26 protein-coding genes are annotated in these 22,633 nt (G+C 70.9%); 12 read left to right on the forward strand and 14 right to left on the reverse strand.

The window, feature by feature from the left end:
* Positions 1-184: 184 nt before the first annotated feature.
* Genes OG959_RS23595 through OG959_RS23610 form a run of 4 tightly spaced genes read left to right on the forward strand, consistent with a single transcriptional unit; the run spans position 185 to position 3,290 of the window.
* Positions 185-1,768, forward strand: coding sequence for a hypothetical protein (locus OG959_RS23595; RefSeq protein WP_326661447.1), 1,584 nt, complete (start codon positions 185-187; stop codon positions 1,766-1,768).
* Between the two features lie 25 nt (positions 1,769-1,793).
* On the forward strand, positions 1,794-2,384 hold the full coding sequence (locus tag OG959_RS23600; RefSeq protein ID WP_326661449.1) for a hypothetical protein: 591 nt from the start codon (positions 1,794-1,796) through the stop codon (positions 2,382-2,384).
* Positions 2,385-2,420: 36 nt separating this feature from the next.
* On the forward strand, positions 2,421-2,867 hold the full coding sequence (locus OG959_RS23605) for a hypothetical protein (RefSeq protein ID WP_326661450.1): 447 nt from the start codon (positions 2,421-2,423) through the stop codon (positions 2,865-2,867).
* 9 nt (positions 2,868-2,876) lie between these two features.
* Positions 2,877-3,290, forward strand: a complete 414-nt coding sequence (locus tag OG959_RS23610) for a DUF3592 domain-containing protein (protein ID WP_326661452.1) — start codon at positions 2,877-2,879, stop codon at positions 3,288-3,290.
* A 25-nt stretch (positions 3,291-3,315) separates the two neighbouring features.
* Here OG959_RS23610 and OG959_RS23615 read toward each other — a convergent pair whose 3' ends face one another.
* On the reverse strand, positions 3,316-4,158 hold the full coding sequence (locus OG959_RS23615; RefSeq protein ID WP_326661455.1) for a CPBP family intramembrane glutamic endopeptidase: 843 nt from the start codon (positions 4,156-4,158) through the stop codon (positions 3,316-3,318).
* A gap of 168 nt (positions 4,159-4,326) precedes the next feature.
* On the opposite strand from OG959_RS23615, the gene OG959_RS23620 reads away from it, so the two are divergent.
* Complete coding sequence (locus OG959_RS23620) at positions 4,327-4,692, forward strand: DUF4259 domain-containing protein (RefSeq protein ID WP_326666565.1); 366 nt, start codon at positions 4,327-4,329, stop codon at positions 4,690-4,692.
* A gap of 16 nt (positions 4,693-4,708) precedes the next feature.
* On the opposite strand, the gene OG959_RS23625 is transcribed toward OG959_RS23620, so the two are convergent.
* Positions 4,709-5,053 (reverse strand): MerR family transcriptional regulator, encoded by a 345-nt coding sequence (locus tag OG959_RS23625; protein WP_442805612.1) that lies wholly within the window; start codon positions 5,051-5,053, stop codon positions 4,709-4,711.
* 22 nt (positions 5,054-5,075) lie between these two features.
* Entirely contained in the window at positions 5,076-6,011 is a 936-nt protein-coding gene (locus OG959_RS23630) for an aldo/keto reductase (protein WP_326661458.1), read from the reverse strand.
* A 126-nt stretch (positions 6,012-6,137) separates the two neighbouring features.
* Between OG959_RS23630 and OG959_RS23635 the strand changes: the two genes are divergently transcribed.
* Positions 6,138-6,767 (forward strand): DinB family protein, encoded by a 630-nt coding sequence (locus OG959_RS23635; RefSeq protein WP_326661460.1) that lies wholly within the window; start codon positions 6,138-6,140, stop codon positions 6,765-6,767.
* Positions 6,768-6,839: 72 nt separating this feature from the next.
* Here OG959_RS23635 and OG959_RS23640 read toward each other — a convergent pair whose 3' ends face one another.
* Complete coding sequence (locus OG959_RS23640) at positions 6,840-8,438, reverse strand: subtype B tannase (protein WP_326661462.1); 1,599 nt, start codon at positions 8,436-8,438, stop codon at positions 6,840-6,842.
* 461 nt (positions 8,439-8,899) lie between these two features.
* Here OG959_RS23640 and OG959_RS23645 point away from each other — a divergent pair, with 461 nt between their 5' ends.
* A complete protein-coding gene (locus OG959_RS23645; protein ID WP_326661464.1) occupies positions 8,900-9,787 on the forward strand; it encodes a Bax inhibitor-1/YccA family protein in 888 nt (295 codons plus the stop codon).
* Positions 9,788-9,890: 103 nt separating this feature from the next.
* Here the strand turns inward: OG959_RS23645 and OG959_RS23650 are convergent, their stop codons facing one another.
* Positions 9,891-10,118, reverse strand: a complete 228-nt coding sequence (locus OG959_RS23650) for a DUF4287 domain-containing protein (protein WP_266779668.1) — start codon at positions 10,116-10,118, stop codon at positions 9,891-9,893.
* Between the two features lie 102 nt (positions 10,119-10,220).
* Between OG959_RS23650 and OG959_RS23655 the strand changes: the two genes are divergently transcribed.
* Positions 10,221-10,538: a hypothetical protein gene (locus OG959_RS23655; RefSeq protein WP_326661469.1), complete on the forward strand. Its 318-nt coding sequence runs from the start codon at positions 10,221-10,223 to the stop codon at positions 10,536-10,538.
* Between the two features lie 113 nt (positions 10,539-10,651).
* Here OG959_RS23655 and OG959_RS23660 read toward each other — a convergent pair whose 3' ends face one another.
* The 3 genes from OG959_RS23660 to OG959_RS23670 all read right to left on the reverse strand — a co-directional run bounded on the left by OG959_RS23660 (position 10,652) and on the right by OG959_RS23670 (position 14,457).
* A complete protein-coding gene (locus OG959_RS23660; RefSeq protein ID WP_326661471.1) occupies positions 10,652-11,521 on the reverse strand; it encodes a hypothetical protein in 870 nt (289 codons plus the stop codon).
* Between the two features lie 428 nt (positions 11,522-11,949).
* The gene (locus OG959_RS23665) at positions 11,950-13,170 is read right to left on the reverse strand and encodes an acetyl-CoA C-acetyltransferase (RefSeq protein ID WP_219571353.1); all 1,221 of its coding nucleotides are present in this window, start codon (positions 13,168-13,170) and stop codon (positions 11,950-11,952) included.
* A 225-nt stretch (positions 13,171-13,395) separates the two neighbouring features.
* Entirely contained in the window at positions 13,396-14,457 is a 1,062-nt protein-coding gene (locus OG959_RS23670) for an SGNH/GDSL hydrolase family protein (protein ID WP_326666566.1), read from the reverse strand.
* Positions 14,458-14,620: 163 nt separating this feature from the next.
* Here OG959_RS23670 and OG959_RS23675 point away from each other — a divergent pair, with 163 nt between their 5' ends.
* Entirely contained in the window at positions 14,621-16,033 is a 1,413-nt protein-coding gene (locus OG959_RS23675; RefSeq protein ID WP_326661473.1) for a cystathionine beta-synthase, read from the forward strand.
* A gap of 301 nt (positions 16,034-16,334) precedes the next feature.
* Here OG959_RS23675 and OG959_RS23680 read toward each other — a convergent pair whose 3' ends face one another.
* A complete protein-coding gene (locus OG959_RS23680) occupies positions 16,335-17,204 on the reverse strand; it encodes a helix-turn-helix transcriptional regulator (protein WP_326661475.1) in 870 nt (289 codons plus the stop codon).
* Between the two features lie 148 nt (positions 17,205-17,352).
* Here OG959_RS23680 and OG959_RS23685 point away from each other — a divergent pair, with 148 nt between their 5' ends.
* Positions 17,353-18,114 carry an SDR family oxidoreductase gene (locus OG959_RS23685; RefSeq protein ID WP_326661477.1) on the forward strand — a complete coding sequence of 254 codons (762 nt, stop codon included), beginning with the start codon at positions 17,353-17,355 and terminating at the stop codon, positions 18,112-18,114.
* A gap of 5 nt (positions 18,115-18,119) precedes the next feature.
* Here OG959_RS23685 and OG959_RS23690 read toward each other — a convergent pair whose 3' ends face one another.
* The gene (locus OG959_RS23690; RefSeq protein WP_326661479.1) at positions 18,120-18,548 is read right to left on the reverse strand and encodes a hypothetical protein; all 429 of its coding nucleotides are present in this window, start codon (positions 18,546-18,548) and stop codon (positions 18,120-18,122) included.
* A 181-nt stretch (positions 18,549-18,729) separates the two neighbouring features.
* Between OG959_RS23690 and OG959_RS23695 the strand changes: the two genes are divergently transcribed.
* Both OG959_RS23695 and OG959_RS23700 read left to right on the forward strand, forming a co-directional pair.
* A complete protein-coding gene (locus tag OG959_RS23695; protein ID WP_326661481.1) occupies positions 18,730-19,575 on the forward strand; it encodes a MurR/RpiR family transcriptional regulator in 846 nt (281 codons plus the stop codon).
* 149 nt (positions 19,576-19,724) lie between these two features.
* Entirely contained in the window at positions 19,725-20,261 is a 537-nt protein-coding gene (locus OG959_RS23700; RefSeq protein WP_326661483.1) for a hypothetical protein, read from the forward strand.
* A 26-nt stretch (positions 20,262-20,287) separates the two neighbouring features.
* On the opposite strand, the gene OG959_RS23705 is transcribed toward OG959_RS23700, so the two are convergent.
* From OG959_RS23705 to OG959_RS23720, 4 genes are all read right to left on the reverse strand, one after another.
* A complete protein-coding gene (locus OG959_RS23705) occupies positions 20,288-20,662 on the reverse strand; it encodes a hypothetical protein (RefSeq protein ID WP_326661485.1) in 375 nt (124 codons plus the stop codon).
* Between the two features lie 103 nt (positions 20,663-20,765).
* Positions 20,766-21,236 (reverse strand): roadblock/LC7 domain-containing protein, encoded by a 471-nt coding sequence (locus tag OG959_RS23710; protein WP_326661487.1) that lies wholly within the window; start codon positions 21,234-21,236, stop codon positions 20,766-20,768.
* A 38-nt stretch (positions 21,237-21,274) separates the two neighbouring features.
* Positions 21,275-22,069 (reverse strand): transcriptional regulator, encoded by a 795-nt coding sequence (locus OG959_RS23715; protein WP_326661489.1) that lies wholly within the window; start codon positions 22,067-22,069, stop codon positions 21,275-21,277.
* Positions 22,066-22,488 (reverse strand): hypothetical protein, encoded by a 423-nt coding sequence (locus tag OG959_RS23720; protein WP_326661491.1) that lies wholly within the window; start codon positions 22,486-22,488, stop codon positions 22,066-22,068. Before OG959_RS23720 ends, OG959_RS23715 begins: the two co-directional genes overlap by 4 nt.
* Positions 22,489-22,633: the final 145 nt, after the last annotated feature.

The following is a 22,633-nucleotide window of genomic DNA, read 5'->3' on the forward strand; positions in this document are numbered from 1 at the left end:
GAGGGCGTCCTGCCGCGGCTCGTCTCCGCGGAATCGCCGCGGGGCCCCGCCCGGACCCACTGGGCCCACGGGTGTTCGGCGGTACGTCCGGAATGAGGCCCCGCATTTGGGCCCACGGGCCCGTGCCTGAACACCCGCACCTCTCATAGCCTCCCTGCCCTAAGGCCATACGGGAGGACAAGCCATGCCGCGGACGAGGTACCGGGAGCCCATACCCAGCAGCAGATGGGGTGACCGGGGGGCCACCGCGTTCGAGTACCTCGGCACGATTCTGGTCGTCGTCGCCCTGATCGGCGGTATGGCGGCGGCCGGCGTCGGTGGGCGGATAACCGACCGGATCCAGTGCCTCGTCTCGTCGATAGGCGGCGGCAGCGCGGGCTGCGGCGGCGGCAAGGAAGGCGAGGCGAGCGGCGATCCCAACGCCGAGTTCGAGCCCCTCACCTGCGCCACCGTGACCAAGTCCGGCACGCAGGGCGGCAAGTTCGGGGTCTCGTTCGAGACGCTCGGGATCGAGTTCGGCGGCGAGTTCGGTTTCGAGGAGACGACGACCAAGGCCAAGACGGACGTCAACAAAGACGGCAAGATCGACGACAACGACGAGCAGGTCTCCCTCACCTTCACGGACGCCGGCTCGATCAAGGGCACGGAGAAGCCCAAGGCCCGCATCAAGATCGGTGACGTGGGCAAGGACAAGGTCGAGATCGGCGCCGGCCTCACCGTCACCACGGGCGACACCTGGGTCTTCGACAGCCAGGAGGAGGCGGACCAGTTCCGCAAGGACCTGGAGGAGTACAAGAAGCTCAGCCGGCTGAACAAGCTCTCCAACCTCAGCCCGATCGTCGGCGGCTCCACCGAGATCGCCAGCTGGTTCGGCAAGGGGCCGAAGGCCAAGGAGAGCCGCCTCAAGGACAACATCGAGGACAAGCTCGGCAACAAGCACATCACCACGCAGAAGATCAGCCTCGAAGTCGCCGCCCAGGCCGGCTTCCAGTTCGGCGCGGGGATGAACGCCCCCGACACGACCAACCCGGACGGCACGACCACCCCGGCCCCGAAGCCCGGTGCCACCGTCGAGGCCGGCCTCAAGATCTCCGGATCGCACGAAGTCACGCTGACGCAGAACCACATCAACAACACCGACGCGTACACGTACCAGGCCAAGGCCACCGGCGGTGCGTACGCGAAGGGCGAGGCCGGTCCGGCGAAGGCGGGCGCGGAGGCCGCCGGTTCGGCGGCGGGCGCCATCACCGTCACGGTCGACAGCAAGACCGGCAAGGTGAAGAGCATCACGATGACGCGCACCCTGGAGGGCAAGGCGGAGGCCAGCGCCGGTCTCAAGGGCGACGTGAACGGCAACGCGAAGGGCGGCGGGACGACCACCCAGGTCATCACCACCACCGTTCCCCTCGACGACAAGAACATGTCCCAGGCCGAGTCGGACGCCATCAAGGCCCAGATGTTCTCCGGCCAGGGCATGAACAGCGCCTTCAACTACCTGTTCACCGGGACGCCGGTGCCGACCAAGGACCCCGGCGCGGGCGACCCGTTCGGCCACTACGCGTTCAACCACGGCCAGGTCAGCAAGCAGGAGTACGACGGATCGTCCTCGTCCGAGGAGATCGGCCTCGACATCAACCTGGAGATCGCCGGCATCAACGGCGCCTACACCACCTCCGAGTCGGAGAAGAGCCTGACGAAGGCCGAGTTCCTCGGGGCTCCCTCCGGAGGCCAGCGCTCGTTCTTCCCGTACAGCTACTGTGCCAAGTGATTCACCGGTACAAGGAGACCTGATCATGACCAAGCTTTCCGTCCGGCGGACGGTGCGGACTGCCGCCGTCACGACCGCCGTCCTCACCGCCGGTCTGATGCTCGCCGCCTGCGGCGGGGAGAAGGGATCGGACACGGCCGCACCCGCCGCGCCCAGCGGCTGGAAGAAGCTCGCGGGGCCCACGGTGTCGCTCGCCTACCCGCCGGGTCTCACCGAGCAGAGCAAGGCGGAGCGCGGCAACCTCAACGACGCCGCGGCCCTGCAGAGCGAGGGGGACCGGCCGACGGTGAAGGTGTCGATCCAGAGCGGCTTCGCCGACGCCTCGACCGGCGACGACGCCGCCTCGGTGGGCCGGGCGCTCCTCATGGCGACCACCGAGGTGAAGGGCACGAAGGACGCGGGCATCGAGGGTGCGAAGGATGCCAAGCGCATCGACTTCACCTACACCGGTACGGGCGTGCCGCAGTCGCCCCCGAAGGGCGCGACGGTCGACGGCGTGGTCATCACGGGCGTCGACTCCAAGGGAAAGATCTACTCCGTCCGCATCGACGCCCAGGAGGGCAAGCTCAGTGACGCGGACCGGACGAAGATCGTCGACAGCATCCAGGTGAAGTAGCGCCCGAACGCCGGGCGACGACGAAGAGGCAGCCGAATGTCCAGATACGACGCACACCGCGGGTACGCCGCACCCGCCCACGACCGGCCGCGGCTGATGAACCTGATGCTGCCCTGGGCCGCCGGCATCGTGGTGACGCTGGTGACGCAGCTGGTCCTCGCCATGCTCGTCTGGGACGTCATCACGGGCGACGACGTCTCCACCATGGCCTCACCGGTCCGCACCGTTCTGCTGCTGCACCTGCCGTCCGCGGCCTGCGTCGCACTGGGCGTGTGGGCCGCGGCGGCCGTGCACCAGGGCGCGTCACGGGAGTCGCAGGTACGGCACTTCATCGCGGCGTTCACACCCGCCGTCGTCCTCCAGCTGATGATCTTCCTCTCCCAGGGAAGTGACCTCACCGTCATCACGTTCCTGGTGCAGCTGGTGGTCCTGGTGGTTGGCTGTGCGGTGGGCTTCCTCGTCGACAGGCTGCGCAACGGTTAGAAGGACTGCATGGACACGACGCTCGTACTCACAGGTGTGGTCGCGCTGGTGGCGCTCAGATCCCTGGGCCGGACCTTCCAGCAGCTGCGCGGCGCACGCTCCGGCGTGTCCGCCCCGGCGCGCTGCGTCCGCGTGGACGAGCGGGACACGGCGACGGGCTCGTCGGGCGACCGGCGGTCCTCGCACGTGTTCGCGTTCACCGCGCAGAACGGGGAATGGGTCGAGTTCCGGAACACCGGCAACAAGCGATTCCACGAAGGGGCGCGGGTCACGGTCCGCTACGACCCCGCCGACCCGCACCGCACGGCCACCCTGGCGGGCAGCCCGCGTGCCGCGCTGGGCGAGGGAGCCGTCTCGCTGCTCCTCATGGCGCTGGTGCTGCTGATGTTCCTCACGGACTTCCCGGAGAACCTGTTCTCCTGAGGAGCGATCGGGACCGGCCGGGCGATCAGCCGGCCGCCGGGGCGCGGCGGTCACCGCGGACCAGGAACACGGCCACGAACGAGAAGACGATCATGAGGATCGTCACCGCTGAGCCCAGCAGGGACCAGCCCCCGGTGTGGTCCGTGACGGCTTCGTCGATGCCGCCGCTCGCGAGGATGGTCGTCGGGTCCGTGACGGCGTGGAGGGCGATGGCCGCCCAGATCGTGCCGGTGACGCGCATCGTCAGGTACATGCACACGCCGAAGCCGAACGTGTAGACGACGGTGACGAGCACGGTGCTCGGCTTCATCCCGGACAGCACGTTGACCAGGTGCATGAGGGCGAACAGGAGCGAGGTCGCCACCATCACGAACCGCTCCGAATGACCGGCGCCGCGCAGCATCAGAACCGGCAGGCCGCGGGACGCGAGTTCCTCGGCGAGGCCCACGCAGACGCCGAGCAGGGCGATGAGGGCGATCTGCCCCGGCTGCCAGCCGTTCCACTCGATGGCCGCGGTATGGCTGACGACCGCGATGATCACGAGGGCGGGACCGATCCACATCCAGCCCCGGCCGCGGACCGGCTGCGCGCCGAAGACGGAGCGGAGCCGACCGGTGAAGGCGGTGAAGCCGAGCACGGTCACGGCGCCGATCGCGACCGGCAGCACGAGGCCGAAGAAGATGCCGGCGCCGGTCGCCAGCGGGTCGTCCGGGTCGATCTCGTCACCGAAGACAGCGCCGATGGCCAGGCTGACCAGCAGGTAGTACGCCAGATAGACGGCGACCACCAGGACGGCCTTGCCTGTGGTCGGCCGGTCGAAGAACCTCTTCCGGGAAGCGACCGGACCGTCGTCCACTTGCTGCGCCATGGCCCGCCTCGCACTCGTTTCTGCGGTTTTCGAACAATCGAACAATAGAGCATGAGAGTGGCATTGATCGGTCATAGCGGATATGTCCAAACGCTTCCCCGGGTGTCAGTGCCCTCTGCTGTGATGACGTACGGAAGCGACGACGACGCACAGCGCGGAGGCGGAACAGTGGGCACGTGGGGCGCGGGCAACTTCGACAGCGACACGGCGGCGGACCACCTCGGGGACCTGGCCGGCCGGCTGGTGGCCGAGGTGACGGAGGCGATGGCCGGTGACCCCGTGGAGCTCGAACCGGACGAGTACTGGGGCGTCACCGTCCCCTGCAACCTGGAACTTCTGCTCGTCCTGAACCGGCAGGGCTGGGTGGGAGTGACGCTCCCGTCGCCCGAGGTGATCCGGGGCTGGCAGAGGACGTTCCTGGCGGTGTGGGAGGCGACGATCGACGGCCTGGAGCCGAAGCCGGAGTACAAGGACGAACGCAGAGCGGTGCTCAACGAGACGTTCGAGCGCCTGGCAGAGGCGGCGGTTGTGTAGCGGCTGCCCGTCGTGCTCAGCTGTAGTAGGCGATCTTGTCGTCAAGGACCCCCATGGCCCGGTGCAGCGCCGCCACCCGCTGCTCCAGGGCGGTACGGCGCTCGCGCAGGAAGGCGACGCGCTCCTGAGGAGCGTGTTCGGCGCGCAGGATGGTGACGAACTCCCGCAGGTCCGCGATGCCGAGACCGGCATCGCGGAAGCACGTGACGAGACCGATCCAGAAGACGTCGTCCTCGGTGTACTCCCTGCGTCCGCCTCCTGAGCGCCGGATCGGGCCGATGAGCCCTTCGCGCTCGTAGTAGCGCAGGGTGTCGATGGAGACGCCGGTGCGGCCGGCGGCGGCGGCCGGGGTGAGGCTCATCAACGAACTCCTTCTGCCGCCGCTAGCGGGCTTCGGTGAGGCGTGCCAGGTGCTCGGCGCCGAGCCGCACACGGCGTGCGGCGAGTGCCTCCTCGATCTGCTCCACCCGGCTTGCGCCGACGATGGGGTCGATCCCCTGCAGCATCAGCCACGCGAGGACGACCTGGTTCTTCGTGGCCGCGAGTTCACCGGCGATGTCGTCCAGGACCGCGAGCACCCGAGTGGTCCCGGGATGATCGTAGGTGGTCGGAAGGGGCTTGTCCGGGCGCACGTAGGAACCCCACAGCAGCGAGCTGTACGACCACACGGCGAGCCCTTCCGCGCGCGCGAGGTCGAGATCCTCGGTGGTCAGCATGCGGTGGCCGCCCTCCGCGACGGGGGTGAGCGGGCGCGGCTGGACGAGCGAGTGGCGCAGTTGCAGGCACGTCCACGGTTCGACGCCCTGTTCCCGGGCCAGCGACCGGGCGCGCTCGACGCGCCAGGCGGCATGGTTCGCCGCCCCGACCCGCAGGGCCACTCCCTTCGCGACCAGTTCACCGAAGGCTCCGACCGTTTCCTCCAGCGGCACGGCGCGGTCCTCGGCGTGGGCCCAGAGCAGATCGACGTGGTCGACCCCGAGACGCCCCAGGCTCTCCTTCGCAGCGGCGTGAACGGCGCGTGCCGAGAGTCCTTCGGCGCTTTCCGGCGCGTGCGGGACGAGCGGGTTGTGGCGGACCTTCGTCGCGATCCGCACCGTGTCGCGCACGCCCGGGCGGGCCCGGAGCCAGGCGCCGATGACGCGCTCGGAGGCGCCTCCGACACCGGCGGGGTCGGTCCAGAAGGAGTAGCAGTTCGCGGTATCGAGCCAGACGCCGCCACCGGCGACGAAGGAATCGAGGATGGCGAAGGCCCGGTCCGGGGCGACGCGGGTGCCGAAGTCCATGGTGCCGAGGACGATCCGGGGGTCTTTGGTATCCATGCGGCCCATCCTCGGATCTGGAGCGCGCTCCAGGTCAAGTGAGCGTGACGAGCGGTTCTCCCCGTACCCGGGGGCAGGGGAGAAAACTCCTTGGGCGCGGCCCGGGCGCCCGGGCAGAGTGGCGTCATGACCAGGACAGGCCGCGAGGCAGACCGAGGGACCGGCTACAAGACCGGCTACAAGAAGGACCTGCACCTGTATCTGCAGGACGCCCGCGACGCGTTCCTGTGGAAGCTGGAAGGGCTGTCGGAGTACGACGTCAGGCGCCCCATGACCTCCACGGGCACCAACCTGCTGGGCCTGGTCAAGCACGTCACCGGAGCCGAGGGCTTCTACTTCGGCGACGTCTTCGGACGTCCGGCCGACGCGCCGGAGCTCTGGATCGCCGGTGACGCCGAGCCGAACGCGGACCTGTGGGCGACGGCCGACGAGACCCGTGACGGGATCGTCACGCGCTACCGCCGGGTGTGGGCCCACTCCGACGCGACGATCGGCGCGCTGGACCTCGACGCGACGGGCCTGCTCCCCGGCGGAGAGGGCAAGGAACTGACCCTCCACCGGGTCCTCGTCCACATGGTCGCCGAGACCCAGCGCCACGCGGGGCACGCCGACCTCGTACGGGAGCTGGTCGACGGGGCCACGGGGCAGCGGGAGAAGGGCCGCAACATGGCCCCCGGCGACTCCGCGTGGTGGGCGGGCCACCGGGACCGGGTGGAGCGTGCGGCGCGGGAGGCGGCGGTGAGGGCGAGCGACTGAGGCCCCGGGGCCCGGCCGTTCTCGCCCCGGGGCTCCGGTGGCGTTCGGCGGCGTCGCGGTGGGGTGAGCGGGCTATTTCTTGTGGCCGGTCACCTTGGCGACCCATGCGATGAAGTCGCCGGGGTCGGCATTGGTGGCGTGGCCCTGGTCCCAGTAGAAGGAGTGGTTGACGTCGTCGCCGAGGTTGTCCAACGCGGCGGCGAGGTTGGCGGAAATGACGTGCGAGGTGTCGCTGTCGTTGGTGCCCACGCGGATCCACCAGTGCTTCGACCGGCTCGGGTTGCGCTTCTTGACGAGGTGGTACATCGGATTCATCAGGTCGAGCTTCTCGGGGACATCACTGTCGAGCCTCCTGCCGGTGATTCCGGTGGTGTCGTTCTTGAGGCTGTACGCGGTGAAGTGGCGGGACTCGACGGTGCCCTCGCCGAACTCGTTGTTCTCGCCGGCGGACAGGTCGAAGGCGTCGAAGGCGGGGGTGGCCTTCTTCCGGGTGCCGACGTGGGTGACGTAGTCGGCCCAGGTGAAGGTGGCCTTTCCGCCGGACCACGTGATGAACGTGTTCTTGGCCAGGTAGGCGGTGCGCTCGGAGTCCGGCAGTGCCGCCAGGTACTTCGTGGCGGACGGTTGCATGTAGGTCGTGAGCAGGTAGTCGTCGTAGTTGCGAGCCGTCAGGGATCCGTAGCGGTTCAGGCCGCGCAGCTTCAAGGAGGCCTGGTACTCGGCGAACTGCGCCTGCAGCGCCTTCGAGACGGACTGGTCGACGACAGTGCCGGTGGACTGGGTGAGTGAGGAGCCCCAGTTCCATTCGTAGGCGCCGTCGGCGTGCTCCAGGTCGGTGATCGGGCACCAGGCGCCGGTCGCGAAGATCGCGTCCGAGGCGTGGGCCGCGCCCGCCTCCTTCAGGTACCTGTCGTAGAGGGGGCTGTCACCGGACGCACCCAGCAGCGCCGAAGTGGCACCGCCGGCGCTGGTTCCGGTGGAGACGATCCGGTTGGTGTTGCCCGGGATGCGGTTCTTGTTGAAGCGTACGTAGCGCACTGCGGCCTTGAGGTCCACGATGACCGCCGGAGCCGTGCCGTACACGGTGCCGTCCGAGGCGGTCAGGCTGCGGCCGCGGGTGCCGGGCTCCACGGCGACGTAACCCGCGGCCAGCGCGAGTTTCGCCAGGTTGACCATCCCGTTGATGGCCCCCGTGCCGCCCCCGCCCGGGCCGTCCGACGGCATGCCGGACGGCATCCCGCTGGGCGCCCCTGAAGGGGCGCCGCCGGTTCCGCCGCCCATGGAGCCCATCTCCAGCGCGGCCTGGCCCACACCGGTGGCCTTTGCGACGCTGGACGGCATGTAGCCGCCCACCGCGTTCGCCAGGACGATGGGGGCGTGGGAGGCGTCGACGGCCTTGCCGTCGATCGTCATGGGGACGCTGACCACCAGGCTCTGGTGGGTGTCGTCGCTCGGTGCGGTGACGTAGTTGCGCGGCTTGTAGAAGTGGTACGTGACCACGTGATCGACGCCGGCGGCATCGGCGATCGTTTCGGTCAGCTCCGTGAAGTCGTCCGTGTCGAAGACCAGGGCTGCCGAGGGCGCCGTGGAGTCGTCCTCGGAGGCGGACGCCTGCGAGGTCACAGCGATCCCGCCGGCCGCGACCACCCCTGCCGTCGCGCCGATTCCCATGACGACAGTCCTTCGCTTCACTGCCCTGTGCTGCACGGTGGTCTCCTCGTCGCGGCAGGTTTCCCCGCCGCCTCTGTGCCGGTCACATGCGCCGGACACGCTTGCGGTGGTGGCCCGCTGTGGGACGACGAACTCGTCACTACGGCGACGGCCCCTGGCCTGCGCACCCTCTGATCAGAGGGCGGCACCACTCCGCTCTTCCGGATTTCGAACCTAGTGAGCGCGCGACGAGATCGTCAACGATTTCATCAACTTTATAGGCGATACTCAGCTGCGCCCGGGAACGCACAGGGATTTCTCAGGCCCGTGGCTGTGTCGCAGGCAGCGGGCGACAAGGGGTGGGTTACGGGCCGGGTCGCGGTCGCGGTCGCGGAAAGATCCTCCCCTGGCACTAGGGAGTTTGTTTTGCCTACCCATTACTCTTGTTCCAAGGCCACGCTGGGTGGCCATGGAGGAGTGAGATGAGGAGCAGCAACCCGGTCTTCTCGCGACGGGGCTTCAGCCGCGACAACGGTCACGCGGGCTTCAACGCGTCACCGCAGGCCGGGGCCCCCGTAGCGGGTGCCAACCCGTACGCACAGGGCACCGCCCCGAACCCGTACGCCACCAACCCGTACGCCCAGCAGGACACCCAGTACGGCGCCCCGCAGGCGCCGGCGCGCTCCGGTGTGATGACGATCGACGACGTCGTCACCCGTACGGCGCTGACGCTGGGCACGGTCGTGCTCGGTGCCGCGCTCGCCTGGGCCCTGCTGCCGGTCGACGAGGCCAACCTGGGCAAGTCGTACGGCATCGCCATCGGCGCCGCGATCATCGCCTTCGTGCTGTCGCTCGTCCAGTCCTTCAAGCGCAAGCCCGTCCCCGCGCTGATCATCTCGTACGCGGCCTTCGAGGGCGTGTTCCTCGGGGTCATCTCCAGCGCGGTGAGCACGTACATCGGACCGGGCGTCGTGATGCAGGCCGTGATGGGCACCATGTGTGTCTTCGCCGGTGTGCTGCTCGCGTACAAGATGCGCTGGATCCGCGTCACCCGCCGGTTCTACGGCTTCGTGATGGCCGCCGCCATGGGCTTCATGCTCCTGATGGTGGTCAACCTGCTGTTCGCCGCGTTCGGTGGCGGTGACGGCCTGGGCTTCCGCAGCGGCGGTCTCGGCATCCTCTTCGGTGTCATCGGCATCATCCTCGGCGCGTGCTTCCTGGCCCTGGACTTCAAGCAGGTCGAGGACGGCATCGCGTACGGCGCACCGCGCGAGGAGTCCTGGCTGGCGGCCTTCGGCCTCACCATGACCCTGGTGTGGATCTACCTGGAGATGCTGCGTCTGCTCTCCATCCTCAGCGGCGACGACTAGGTCGTGACCGCACGCTGATGTGATCACGGGAACGGCCCGCAGGCTCCTTCACGGAGGCTGCGGGCCGTTTCTCGTTGTGCGGGGACGGGGACGGGGCGGAGATCTACAGCAGCTTGCGGGCCGCTCTTCTCAGGTCGCACTCGTGGACGAGTGCCTTCGCGTGTCCGTAGGCGAGGTCGTGTTCACTCCGCAGCCAGCTGACCTTCTCCTCGAAGCGGAGAGCGGGGCCGTCCTCGACGGTGCGGAGCCAGTCGGAGATCTCACGACCGGTGCAGTGCGGAATTCTGGAGAGCAGATTGCGATGGGTCTCTTCGGACAACACTTGTGACATCGGCGCCTCCGACGCGTTGTGCGCGTTGCTGGTCCTTCCCGACACCGTGCCCGAGCGACAGCCCGTTGGCAACCATCCGGGAGGGGCGCGTAGGGTCGCGGGGTGCTCGATACGACGCCCCTGATCACCGCCGTGGACCGATTCGCCGACCGGCTGCGCGCCGCCCCGCAGAGCAGGCTGCAGCGGGGAGCGGCGGCCGAGGGGCTGGCCGCGGCCAGGGAACTCGCGGTGCGGGCCCAGCGCGTCGAGGCGCCGGGCCGGGAGCCGCGGATCATGCCGGACGCAGGGATCTTCGCCATCGGCGATCAACTCGCCGTCGCGGGGCGGGATCTGGCCGTGGCACTGGAAATGGCCCCGTCCGTGGAGCTGGACGAGGCCGTGCAGTTCGTCGGGGAAGCGGCGGCGCGGGCGTTCTCCTAGGGGAGCGCGCGCCGGGGTTCGGGCGGTGCGCACAGCGATGCGTGCGCGCACTGTCCGGGCAGCGGCCGGCGAGAGCCGCTGGACCGGGGTGGGGCCGGAGACCGGTCCGCGGGCTAGAAGCTCGCGATGACGCGGTCGGCCAGTATGTAGACGTTGTCCTTGCCGCACGAGAACGTCAGCGCGTACGCGCCGGAGACACCGGAACCGCCCAGGAGCACGGGGTGCTCACCGGCCCGCAGCGACGCGGCCAGCTGCTCGGCCGTCTCGCGGTGGCCGGGGGTCATACAGAGCGTGGTGCCGTCGGCGAAGACGTACACATCGAGCGTGCCCAGCGGGCCGGGGCGCACGTCGGAGAGCTCGGTCCGGCTGTCGGCCAGCTCCTCCAGGCGGTTCACCGTGCGCTCGTGGTCGGTGACGACGGGCGTCTGCACCGGCACGAAGTCGGGGTGCGAGGGGTGGCGGCGGCGTGCCGCGGCCAGCTCGGGGGAGTCCTCGGCGAACTCCGCGGTCTCCGGGAGCTCGGCCATGTCGGCCAGTTCCGTCAGCTCGGCCAGCTCCGTCAGTTCCTCGAACGCCTCCGTGGCGTCGAGGTCCATCGACTCCAGCCCGGCGAAGTCGCTCTGGCGCGGCATGAAGAACGGGGCGTCCTCGCCCAGCCCGGCCAGACCGCCCAGCAGGGACGGGGCGTCGGCGGCGTCGCGCGCCTCCTGCGTGGCCCAGAAGGCCCGGGCCTCGGCGAGCTCGCGCTCCCGCTCCTCGGCCAGCGCCTCGGCGACCGCCGCACGTATTTCGGCGGCAGGGGTGGCTTCGCCACGGCTCTGAGCGGGTACGGCCGCACTGTGGGCGCGGCCGTCGGCCAGCTCCCTCCGCAGGGCGGCTACCTGCTGACGCAGCCCGTGAGCGGCGTGCAGAGCGGCAGCGCCCACGGCCGTGGCAGCGGCGGTGGTCAGCAACAAGGCAAGAGGCATGGCGCTCACTGACATACTCCCGGTTTCAATCGATCCCCCGACTTCCTACATCAGCTTGTCCTGTACCGGCACCCTGTGTCAGTGCATTACGTCACGAATTGGACAGGTCTTTGTGCCCGGGGTTTAGCCCTGATGTGGGTGTGACCTGCGGGAATGGCTCTCCCCCAGGAGATAGGTCACATCCTGGGGGAGATTCGGTCACGGTCGGGGCTCGGAACCGGCCACTTTGTCCGGCCGAAGGGCCCGGAGGGCGGTGTGGGCCCGGCGGGCGCCGATGGCCGGTGATCCGGCGCATCCGGAGCGTCACGAAAACGTGCGCGGTTGCGGGGGCGGGCCCGCGGTGCGCCGACCTGGGCCGGCCCGCACTTGCCGCCCCCCGCGGCGACCGGACCCGGTCCGGGCCCGGAGCGGCTCGGTGCAGCCCGGACCCGGCCCGGACCGGCTCAGCTCAGGCGCTCGATGACCATCGCCATGCCCTGGCCGCCGCCCACGCACATGGTCTCCAGGCCGAACTGCTTGTCGTGGAACTGCAGGCTGTTGATCAGCGTGCCGGTGATCCGGGCGCCGGTCATGCCGAAGGGGTGGCCGACGGCGATGGCGCCACCGTTGACGTTGACCTTGTCCAGCGGCAGGCCCAGGTCGCGGTAGGACGGGATCACCTGGGCGGCGAACGCCTCGTTGATCTCGGCCAGGTCGATGTCGTCGATCGTCAGCCCGGCCCGCTTCAGGGCCTGCTTGCTCGCCTCGACCGGTCCGTAGCCCATGATCTCGGGGGAGAGGCCGGAGACGCCGGTGGAGACGATCCGCGCCAGCGGGGTCAGGCCGAGCTCGCGCGCCTTGGTGTCGGACATGATCACGAGCGCCGCGGCGCCGTCGTTGAGCGGGCAGCAGTTGGCCGCGGTGACCAGGCCGTCGGGGCGGAAGACCGGCTTCAGGCCCTGCACGCCTTCCAGCGAGACACCCGCACGCGGGCCGTCGTCCTTGGAGACCACCGTGCCGTCCGGGGTCGTCACCGGGGTGATCTCGCGCTCCCAGAAGCCGTTCTTGAGGGCTTCCTCGGCCAGGTTCTGCGAGCGGACGCCGAACTCGTCCATGTCCTGACGGGTGACGCCCTTGATCCGGGCCAGGTTCTCGGCCGTCTGCCCCATCGCGATGTACGCGTCCGGGACCAGGCCGTCCTCGCGCGGGTCGTGCCAGCTCGCACCGGACTCCTCGGCGCGGGCCGCGGTGCGGGCCTCGGCGTCGGCGAAGAGCGGGTTGCGGGTGTCCGGCAGGCTGTCGGAGTTGCCCTTCGCGAAGCGGGACACCATCTCCACGCCGGCGGAGATGAAGACGTCGCCCTCGCCGGCCTTGATGGCGTGCAGCGCCATGCGGCTGGTCTGCAGGGAGGACGAGCAGTAGCGCGTAACCGTACAGCCGGGAAGGTGGTCCATCCCCATCTGTACGGCGATGATGCGGCCCAGGTTGTTGCCCTGCTCGCCGCCGGGGAGGCCGCAGCCGAGCATCAGGTCGTCGATGTCCCTCGGGTCCAGCTCGGGGACCTTGGCGAGGGCGGTCTGGATGATCGTGGCGGTCAGGTCGTCCGAGCGCAGGTCCTTCAGCGAACCCTTGAAGGCCCGGCCGATGGGCGAACGGGCAGCAGAGACGATCACGGCTTCGGGCATCACGCGGCTCCATGAGGGCTGGAAGGCTGTCTGGCAGGACTGCTCTGGAAGTTACCCGGACGTACTGCTGAGGTCACCCGACAGGGCGTGTGATGCGGGCCTCTTTTCTAAGCAACCGCTCAGTTCGTTGACGGTGGGTCGGACGCGAGGGGGTGCGGGGCCCCGCGCGGAACATCGTGCGGGGCCCCGCACGGCACGTCCTGCGGGGCCCCGCACGGCGCATCCTCAGGCGTGCCGCGGCGAGGTGTCCGTGCCGGTGCCGGGGCGCCGTTCCACCCGCGTCGAGCCGCCCGCCTCCCCGTGCATCTCCGGGTGCGGGTGCGGGTGCGGCTCCGTCGCCGCGGGCAGACGCCGCCGCCTGCGGTGCTTGAGGAGCGCCCAGGGCGCCCGGGCCCCCGTGACCTCCGTACCGGCCTCCTTGGCCGCCTGGGAGGCCGCCTTGGCCACCGGCAGCATGTCCTCGCGCCGCGCCCCGTCCAGCCGGTCGGTCTCCGGCCACAGGCCGAGCACCGCGCACAGTGTCGGCAGGAGCGCCATCGCCGCCGTCGCGTACCCCTCCGCCGACGGGTGGTAGTTGTCCGGGCCGAACAGTTCCCGCGGGTTCGCCTCGAACTCCGGGCCCAGCAGGTCGCCCAGTGACACCGTGCGCCCGCCCTGTTCCACCGAACCGATCGTCTGCGCCGCCGCCAGCTGCCGGCTCACCCGGCGGGCCATCCACCGCAGCGGCTGGTAGACCGGCTCGATCGTGCCCAGGTCCGGGCAGGTGCCCACGACGACCTCGGCGCCCGCCGTACGCAGCCTGCGCACCGCCGTCGTCAGACAGCGCACCGACTGGGTGGCGGGCATCCGATGTGTCACGTCATTGGCGCCGATCATGATCACGCAGACGTCCGGCACCCGGGCCGGGTCCGCGAGCAGCAGCGAGACCTGCCGCTCCAGATCGTCCGACCTGGCCCCCGGCTGCGCGACGTTCCGCAGATCCACCGGCCGCTCCGACACCGCCGCGAGCCCCGAGGCGAGCAGCGCCCCCGGAGTCTGCCCGGCCCGGCGCACCCCCTGCCCGGCCGCCGTGGAGTCCCCGAGCAGCCCGAACTTCAGCGGGTCGGCGGGGCCGGCGAACGCCACCCCGTACCGCCCGTCCGCGCTCGGCGGTACCGGTGCGGTGCCGCCTCCCACCTGCCGCTTCGCCAGCTGGACCTCCGCCAGCAGGACGCCCACCGCCGCGGCGCCCAGCAGCCCGATGCTGCCACCGCCGTACGCCGCGCCCGCCGCGATCCGCCGTGCCACCCTTGCCCTCGACACAGTCCGGTCCACCTCCTCCTTGCCGTACTGCCCTACCGCCGTACACAGAGCTAACTGCCCCCAAGTGGCCGTCGTTCAATCGCTTCGCCCAATCTCGTGCCCGTACGCATACTCTTGCGGCACCATCTCGGAGACCCCGGAGTACACGGTGCAATTCCACGATTCGATGATCAGTCTCGTAGGCAATACCCCGCTGGTGAGGCTGCGCAGTGTGACGGCCGGCATCCAGGCGACGGTCCTGGCCAAGGTCGAGTACTTCAACCCCGGCGGATCGGTCAAGGACCGGATCGCCCTGCGCATGATCGAGGCCGCCGAACAGAGTGGCGAGCTGCAGCCCGGCGGCACGATCGTCGAGCCGACCAGCGGCAACACGGGCGTGGGCCTGGCGATCGTCGCGCAGCAGAAGGGCTACAAGTGCATCTTCGTCTGCCCGGACAAGGTGTCCACGGACAAGATCAACGTGCTGCGCGCCTACGGTGCGGAGGTCGTCGTCTGCCCGACGGCGGTCGACCCGGAGCACCCGGACTCGTACTACAACGTCTCGGACCGGCTGGTCCGTGAGACGCCGGGAGCCTGGAAGCCCGACCAGTACTCCAACCCGAACAACCCGCGCTCCCACTACGAGACCACCGGTCCCGAACTGTGGGAGCAGACGGACGGGCGGATCACCCACTTCGTGGCGGGGGTCGGCACCGGCGGCACGATCAGCGGCACCGGCCGCTACCTGAAGGAAGCGAGCGGCGGCGCCGTCAAGGTCGTCGGCGCGGACCCGGAGGGCTCGGTCTACTCCGGCGGCTCCGGCCGGCCGTATCTGGTCGAGGGCGTGGGCGAGGACTTCTGGCCGTCGGCGTACGACCGGACGGTCACCGACGAGATCGTCGCCGTGTCCGACAAGGACTCCTTCCAGATGACCCGCCGCCTCGCCAAGGAGGAGGGGCTGCTGGTCGGCGGTTCCTGCGGCATGGCGGTCGTGGGCGCCCTGGAGGTCGCGAAGCGGCTCGGACCCGACGACGTGGTCGTCGTCCTGCTGCCGGACAGCGGCCGCGGCTATCTCAGCAAGATCTTCAACGACGAGTGGATGGCCGACTACGGCTTCCTGGAGGACACCGGCCCGTCCGCCCGTGTCGCCGACGTCCTCGACTACAAGGCGGGTCCGATCCCGACGCTCGTCCACATGCACCCGGAGGAGACCGTCGGCGAGGCGATCGACGTGCTGCGCGAGTACGGCGTCTCGCAGATGCCGATCGTGAAGCCCGGTGCCGGACACCCGGACGTGATGGCCGCCGAGGTCATCGGCTCGGTCGTCGAGCGGGAGCTGCTGAACGCGCTCTTCGCCCAGCAGGCCTCGCTCACCGACCCGCTGGAGAAGCACATGTCGCCGCCGCTGCCGCAGGTCGGCTCCGGCGAACCGGTCGAGGACCTGATGGCGGTGCTCGGCGGCACGGGCGCGGCCGACGCGGCGATCGTGCTCGTCGAGGGCAAGCCGAAGGGCGTCGTCAGCCGGCAGGACCTGCTGGCGTTCCTCGCCAAGGACGCGTCGGCCACGCCCGCCCAGCCGTAGAGCGGAACGCGCGGCCGTGGAGCGGAACGCGCGGCCCGGGGCCGGAACGCGCACTTCGTGAAAACGGTACGAGCGCGACACGTGGCCGCAGCACCGGCTTAACACGGCTCGGGCAGATTAGTGGGTGTCGGCAGGGAAACCCGCCGGCACCGAAACGGCGACACGGACTACGGAGCGGCTCCCGGACCTCCACCGTCGCCCGGATGCGAGATCCGGCCCTGACCCGGATCGCGTCCTTCGCGGGGACCGCCGTCGTCCCGCCCCCTGGGAAACCGGGGGTGCGGCGGTCCCCGCGACACATCTATGCGCGGAGACCGCGCGCACCCTCCTCATCCCCGCCCAGCGCCTGTGGCGCGGCGGCCCAGCTCGCCAGCAGGGCGATGCGCTCCGCCGTCTCCGAACCGGGCTCCGGGGTGTAGACCACCAGGGACTGGTCCGGGTCGCCGGGCACGCCGAGCGTCTCGTACGGAAGCGTCAGCCCGCCCACGACCGGGTGGTCGATCCGCTTCACGCCGTACGTCTTCGCCTTCACCTGGTGGTCCGCCCACAGCCGGCGGAAGTCCTCGCTCTTCATGGACAGTTCGCCGACCAGGGTGGCGAGCTGCCTGTCGTCGGGGTGAAGTCCCGCGTCCAGGCGCAGATACGCGACCGTCTCCGCCGCCACGGCCGGCCAGTCCGGATACAGCTCCCGAGCCGCCGGTTCCAGGAACGTCTGCCGCGGCATGTTCCGTTCGGCGGCGGCCATCCGGGAGAAGCCGACGACCGCGTCACCCAGCGCGTTCCACGCCAGGACGTCCATCCGGCGGCCCAGGACGAAGGCGGGCGCCGGGTCGAGCGTGTCCAGGAGCAGCCGCAGCCCCGGCCGTACCCGCTGCGAGGCGGGCTGAGCGGCCTTGCGCGGTGCGGGGCGGGCCACCGTGCGCAGATAGGCGTGCTCCGTCCCGTCCAGCCGGAGCACCCGGGCTATCGCGTCGAGCACGGCGTCCGAGACGCTGGGGCCGCGGCCCTGTTCCAGCCGGATGTAGTAGTCGACGCTGACCCCGGCGAGCTGGGCGACCTCCTCGCGCCGGAGCCCGGGGACGCGCCTGCGGCCGTAGGAGTTCAGCCCCACGTCCTCGGGCCGGATGCGGGCACGTCGTGAGCGGAGGAAGTCTCCGAGGTCGCCGTCCATGCGGCCGATCGTAGAAGACCGGCCGCATCCCAGCCTGGTACTGCCGGACCCAGGAAGGACGCACCCCTGGGTAGCCGCCGCGCGCCGTCACAGAGTGGGGACCGGCCCGGGGAAGCGCCCCGGAGCACCAGCACCGAGGAGTACCGACATGGCGTACGCAACGCTCGCCGGCCGCACCGCCGTCATCACCGGAGCCGCCAGCGGCATGGGGAACGCGACGGCACGGCTGCTCGCCGCCCAAGGGGTACGGGTGGCGCTGCTGGCCCGCCGCGAGGACCGGCTGACGGAGCTCGCCGGGAAGATCACCGCCGACGGCGGCCAGGCACTCGTCGTGGTCACCGACGTCACCGACCAGGCGTCCGTGGACGCCGCCGCCGAGCGCGTGCGTACGGAGTTCGGCCCGGTGGACCTGGTGGTCAACGCGGCCGGTGTGATGCTGCCGAACCCGGTGGAAGCGGGCCGCGCCGACGAGTGGCAGCGGATGCTCGACACGAACGTGACGGGTGTCCTGCGCATCATCCGGGCCTTCACGGCCGACCTGGTGGCGGCCGCCGCCGGGGGCCGCACCGCCGATCTGGTCAACATCTCGTCGATCGGCGCGCACGTCACGTTCCCCAACTACGCCGTGTACGGGGCCACGAAGGCCGCGCTCACGTACCTGTCGGCCTCGCTGCGCACCGAACTCGGCCCGCGCGACGTCCGCGTCACGAACATCGAGCCCGGCCTCACCGACTCCGAACTGGCCGGCCATGTCGACAACGCGGAACTCAGCGGGCAGCTGGACGGCATGTTCGACGCGCTCGGCGGGCTCTCCGGTGACGAGATCGCCGACCTGATCGCGTACACGACCAGCCGCGCACGCCACATCAACCTGCGCCAGGTCGTCGTGCTGCCGACCCGCCAGGCCTGAGGCGCTCAGTCCTCCCAGTCGGACGTCGTCCGCCGTTCGCTCTCCCGGCGCCTGAACACCCGCCCGCTGTGGGCGGCCTGGACGATGTTGACGCCGACGATGCCGAGCCAGGCCACGACGAGCCCCTCGATCCCCGCGTTCGCGACACCGATGGCGGACAGCGGGATCGCCAGGATCATGGAGATGATCCCGAACCCGAAGCGCTCACCGAAGTTCCCGAGCGGCAGCTGCGGAGTGCGCGCCCCGCGGGCGACGCTGATCTGCTGCTCGGCGAGATGGCGCCGGACCCGGCGGTCGAGCGTGCCGTCGAGGCGCTGTTCGACCTTCTCGAGAAACGACTCGACGAGCGCGGACTCGTACTCGGCCCCCAGCTCGCTGCGGGCCTGCAGGGTGGCCTTGAGCTCCTTCTTGAGCTCGGTGTCGGGTGCGTCCATGGTTCCACGGTACGAAGCGGGGACGGCCCGGTCAGTGGGGCTAGCCCCCCTGTTTCCCGTAGGGGGAACAGCGGGGCCGGCCGTCCACGGAGCGGCTGCATATGGACATGCAGACGGCTTGCTGGCTGAATGGATTCGTCGGTGCCGGATCCCGGCACGGCCGATCTACCGAGGGGACAGCATGAGCGGGAGCAGCCCGGCCGCGCGTGTGCAGCAGCTGTTCGAGGGGCGCAGGCTCACGCCCACGCAGCGGCGCATCGCGCACTCGATGGTGCGCAGGGCCGGCGACGCTCCGTTCCTCTCCAGCGTGGAACTGGCCGAACTGGCCGGGGTCAGCCAGCCCTCCGTCACCCGGTTCGCCGTCGCCCTCGGGTTCGACGGCTATCCCGCGCTGCGCAAGCACCTGCGCGAGGTCGCCCCGGCCGGCCCCGGCGAGGGCGACGGGGAGGACACGTACAACGAGTACCAGCAGGCGGTGCTCGGCGAGATCGAGAACCTGCGCCACCTCGCCGAACTGCTCGCCGACCCGGGGCCCGTCGAGCGGGCCGGGCGGCTCCTCGCCGCCTCGCGGCCCCTGCTGGTGCTCGGGCTGCGCGCCGCTTCCTCGCAGGCCCGGGGCTTCGGATACTTCGCCGCCAAGGTGCACCCGGACGTCCGGGTCCTCGACGAGGGCGGCAGCATGCTGCACGACCGGATCGACGCGGCCCGGCGGGCCGGTGCCAGTGCGTTGATCTGCTTCGCGCTGCCGCGCCACCCCCGCGAGGTCGTGGACGCCCTCGCTCACGCGAGGGACCAGGGACTGGCCGTGGTCTCGGTCGCCGACTCCGCCTTCGCGCCGGTGGCCGCGCACAGTGATCTGCTGATCCCCGCCGCCGTGGGAACGGGGCTCGCCTTCGACACCGCCTGCGCGCCGATGCTGCTGGGGCGGGTGCTGCTGGAAGCCATGTGCGACGACCTGCCCGACGCACAGGCGAGGCTGGAGGAGTTCGACGCGCGGGCGGCGGCGCGGGGCCTGTTCGTCGAGTGACGGAACCCCGCATCACCTGGTCCGTGGCCGCCCCCGCCGTTTCTCAGACATCGCTCATGTACGGCCCTTAATCTGCGCCCACGGAATGGAGCACGGGAGCCGTCGAGAGGGGCACGGACGTGGGGCGCGGAGCGCAGTCGTTGGCGAGAGTGGCCGTGATCGTACGGGCCGGAGCGGCGCCCCTGTGGTGGCCGGGCCTGGTCGCGGCAGCCATCGGGGCACTGGTACCGGGACTCACCGGCCGCCGCATCGGCCTGCCGGCGGGGGCGGCGCTGTTCCTGGTCACCATGGCCGTCGTCGCACTGTCGCGCGGGGGCCGGTACGCCTCGCTCGCCAGGGGCGCCACCCGGGCCGGCCGCACCGACTTCCTCCAGGACCGGGCCGTGACCGTACGCAACTGGCGCCGGGGGCACCGCTGGTGGCTGCTCGGGGCGTTCCTCGCGGCGGTCGCCAGTGCGTTCGCCGTGCCCGGGGCGGGCGGGCTGCTGCTCGCCGGGGCCGGTGCCGGGCTCTGGGCCAAGGCCGTCCGGATCGGGCAGCGGGAGCGCCGGGACGACGTCCTGTACTGGGTCCGTACGGACAGGGTGGGGCGCGGGCGCCCCGCCGGCAAGCAGGTCGAGGCCTACCGGACGACGGGGCCCGCGGCGGGCGACGCGGCGCCCGGTGGGGCGCGGCGCTCCCGCTGACGCCGGGGTTCGAGAGACGCGGCGCCTCAGATCTCCAGGTCGGCCTCGATCTTCTTCAGCTGGTGGCGGGCCATGGCCAGGTTCGCCCGGCCGGCGTCCAGTACGAGGTACAGGAACAGGCCGTTGTTGCCACGGGTCTTGAGCAGCCGGATCAGGTGGTACTGGGTGCCCAGCGTGATCAGGATGTCCTCGATCTCGTCCTGGATGCCGAGGTGTTCCATGGTGCGGAGCTTGGCGCGTACGACGTCGGTGTTGCCCGCGGCCGCGACTTCCAGGTTGAAGTCCTTGCCGCCGCCGAGGGTGCCCAGCGCCATGCCGCTCGTGTAGTCGACGAGGGCGACACCGGTGGTGCCCTCGATGGACGACATCGCTTCCTTCAGTGACGCTTCGGTGTTCGCCATGAGTGCTCGTTTCCTTTCCCTGACCGGTCGGGAGGACCGGTTCCGTTTCTGGGTCGTGCCGGGCTCGTGCGGGGTCATGTCGTGCAGGTCATGTCGTGCGGGGTCATGTCGGGCGGTGCGGCAGGGGTCCGGCCTGGGGCGGGGTGCGGGGCACCGGGGCCCGGGGGCCCGGCGCGGGCTGGGGGGTGCGTTCCAGGGCGGCGTCGACGAGTTCGCCGATCCGGGAGCCGGACCTGCGGCCCTCCAGATGGAGCCTTCCGACGTTGATCCGGTCCTCGGCGAGCAGCGTCAGTACGGCCGAGGAGCCGGCGGCGTACGTCGCGATGTAGCCGGTCTCGCCGCGGACGAGGAGTTCGCGGAAGCCGCCGCGGCCGGTCGCGTCCGTCATCCGGATCGAGACGCCGAGCGCGGCCGCGGTCAGCGCCGCGACGCCCTCCGCCTCCACGCCCGGGGTGTCATGGGCCAGGACGAGTCCGTCGGTGCTGGCCGCCAGGGCCCCGGAGAGCAGCGGAACGCGGGCCCGTAACCGCTGGAGCTCGGCCAGGACGTCCTGCACTTCGGCCTCGGGCACCATCAGCTGTCTCCTCCCGGCACGCTGTCTGAGCGCGCGTATCACAGGGCCTCCAATGCGTCTCGGAGCCGGCGCAACAGGGCGACGTCGGGGTCGGCCGTGACCTCGGGGAGCGCGATGCGGCCGGCCGGGTCCGCCGTCTCCCGTGCCGCGGCGACGAGTCCGGCGGCCGCCAGCCGCCGCAGGTCGACCAGGGTGTGGAACGCCGACCTGCCCAGTTCCTGCGCGATGTCCGTCGCCGTACGCACCCCGTCCACGCGCTCCAGTACGCGGCGCCGGTACGGGGGCACGGGGGAGTCGGCGGGCCGGCCGGTGCCCACGAGCGGGGCACTGTCGGTCACCGACTCCGGCCAGATCCGGTCCAGCAGCTCCCTGCGCCGGAGCGTCTCGCGCTGCACGGCGTCCACGGGGACGGGGCGGACCGGGCCGATCCAGTGGGCGACCCCGTAGCGGAAGCGGGCCGGGGCCCGGGTCGGGGCGAGGGCGAAGAACGCCGCGTCGTACAGCGCCCCCAGGTGGCACAGCTCCAGGGCGCCGCCCGGCACCCGGCCGCTGTCCACGAGGTAGCGGCCCACCCGCTGCCCGGCACCGGCCTGGGCGACCGCGTCCCACCAGCCCTCGCGGCGCAGCGCGCCGCCCCGGGTGAGCAGGACGTCGATGCCGGGGGTGGAGGGGCTCTCGGCGTGCACCACCTTGCCGTCGGCCAGGTAGAGGGTGCCGCGGTCGCGCATGAGGGCGCCGGTGGCCCGTTCGGCGGCGAGGCGCTGGAGCATGGGCGAGAGGACGGGGGCCGGGGCGCCCGGGGCCCGGGCGGTCGAGGGGGCGGGGGTTCTCATGCCAGGACCAGCCGCTCGGCCATCTCGCCCAGCCGTATCCGGGCCAGGGCCAGATTGCCCTCCGCGCGGTCCAGCCACAGGTGGAGGAAGACGCTGCTGTCGAAGTCCGTCTCGACGAATCTGAGGATGTGGTACCCGGCGCGGGTGGTGACGATGACATCCTCGACGGGCGGCGGTGTCCCCGCGGCTCCCGTGCCGTCCCCGGCGACCGGTACCTCCGGTAAGCCGGCCGCGAAGGCGGGCTGTTCGGCTGCCATCCGCGCCACCTCCGCCGTCTCCGCGGCGGTGGCCTCGTGATCGCCGTTGGGCGAGTCACCGATGGTGCCGAGAGCGAGACCGCTCGTCCAGTCGACCACGGAGGCGCCACGGGCACCGGGCAGTCTCATGACGTCGAGCAGGCACTCGTCGATTCCGGGCACGCGGACTCCCCTCCGACGCTGCGTGCGGCTGTGACCCAGAGGTTACGCAACGTGCTCGCTCCAGGTGGAGGTTCTGGCATTTTCCATAGGTACATGCGAGAGGTTCGGGAAAATGCCCCGCCGCGGGCTGCTGTGGCCCGCTTTG

Source organism: Streptomyces sp. NBC_00385 (assembly GCF_035917155.1).
In the GTDB taxonomy this organism is placed as follows: domain Bacteria; phylum Actinomycetota; class Actinomycetes; order Streptomycetales; family Streptomycetaceae; genus Streptomyces; species Streptomyces poriferorum.

Bases quoted from the DNA above. Each gene is read 5' to 3' on its own strand.
- OG959_RS23605 (WP_326661450.1), top strand. From the start codon at position 2,421: ATGTCCAGATACGACGCACACCGCGGGTACGCCGCACCCGCCCACGAC.
- OG959_RS23705 (WP_326661485.1), bottom strand. From the start codon at position 20,662: ATGGCGAACACCGAAGCGTCACTGAAGGAAGCGATGTCGTCCATCGAG.
- OG959_RS23625 (WP_442805612.1), bottom strand. From the start codon at position 5,053: ATGAGCCTCACCCCGGCCGCCGCCGCCGGCCGCACCGGCGTCTCCATC.
- OG959_RS23635 (WP_326661460.1), top strand. From the start codon at position 6,138: ATGACCAGGACAGGCCGCGAGGCAGACCGAGGGACCGGCTACAAGACC.
- OG959_RS23680 (WP_326661475.1), bottom strand. From the start codon at position 17,204: ATGGACGGCGACCTCGGAGACTTCCTCCGCTCACGACGTGCCCGCATC.
- OG959_RS23630 (WP_326661458.1), bottom strand. From the start codon at position 6,011: ATGGATACCAAAGACCCCCGGATCGTCCTCGGCACCATGGACTTCGGC.
- OG959_RS23640 (WP_326661462.1), bottom strand. From the start codon at position 8,438: ATGGGAATCGGCGCGACGGCAGGGGTGGTCGCGGCCGGCGGGATCGCT.
- OG959_RS23685 (WP_326661477.1), top strand. From the start codon at position 17,353: ATGGCGTACGCAACGCTCGCCGGCCGCACCGCCGTCATCACCGGAGCC.
- OG959_RS23715 (WP_326661489.1), bottom strand. From the start codon at position 22,069: ATGAGAACCCCCGCCCCCTCGACCGCCCGGGCCCCGGGCGCCCCGGCC.
- OG959_RS23695 (WP_326661481.1), top strand. From the start codon at position 18,730: ATGAGCGGGAGCAGCCCGGCCGCGCGTGTGCAGCAGCTGTTCGAGGGG.
- OG959_RS23710 (WP_326661487.1), bottom strand. From the start codon at position 21,236: ATGGTGCCCGAGGCCGAAGTGCAGGACGTCCTGGCCGAGCTCCAGCGG.
- OG959_RS23660 (WP_326661471.1), bottom strand. From the start codon at position 11,521: ATGTCAGTGAGCGCCATGCCTCTTGCCTTGTTGCTGACCACCGCCGCT.
- OG959_RS23690 (WP_326661479.1), bottom strand. From the start codon at position 18,548: ATGGACGCACCCGACACCGAGCTCAAGAAGGAGCTCAAGGCCACCCTG.
- OG959_RS23665 (WP_219571353.1), bottom strand. From the start codon at position 13,170: ATGCCCGAAGCCGTGATCGTCTCTGCTGCCCGTTCGCCCATCGGCCGG.
- OG959_RS23650 (WP_266779668.1), bottom strand. From the start codon at position 10,118: ATGTCACAAGTGTTGTCCGAAGAGACCCATCGCAATCTGCTCTCCAGA.
- OG959_RS23645 (WP_326661464.1), top strand. From the start codon at position 8,900: ATGAGGAGCAGCAACCCGGTCTTCTCGCGACGGGGCTTCAGCCGCGAC.
- OG959_RS23595 (WP_326661447.1), top strand. From the start codon at position 185: ATGCCGCGGACGAGGTACCGGGAGCCCATACCCAGCAGCAGATGGGGT.
- OG959_RS23600 (WP_326661449.1), top strand. From the start codon at position 1,794: ATGACCAAGCTTTCCGTCCGGCGGACGGTGCGGACTGCCGCCGTCACG.
- OG959_RS23615 (WP_326661455.1), bottom strand. From the start codon at position 4,158: ATGGCGCAGCAAGTGGACGACGGTCCGGTCGCTTCCCGGAAGAGGTTC.
- OG959_RS23610 (WP_326661452.1), top strand. From the start codon at position 2,877: ATGGACACGACGCTCGTACTCACAGGTGTGGTCGCGCTGGTGGCGCTC.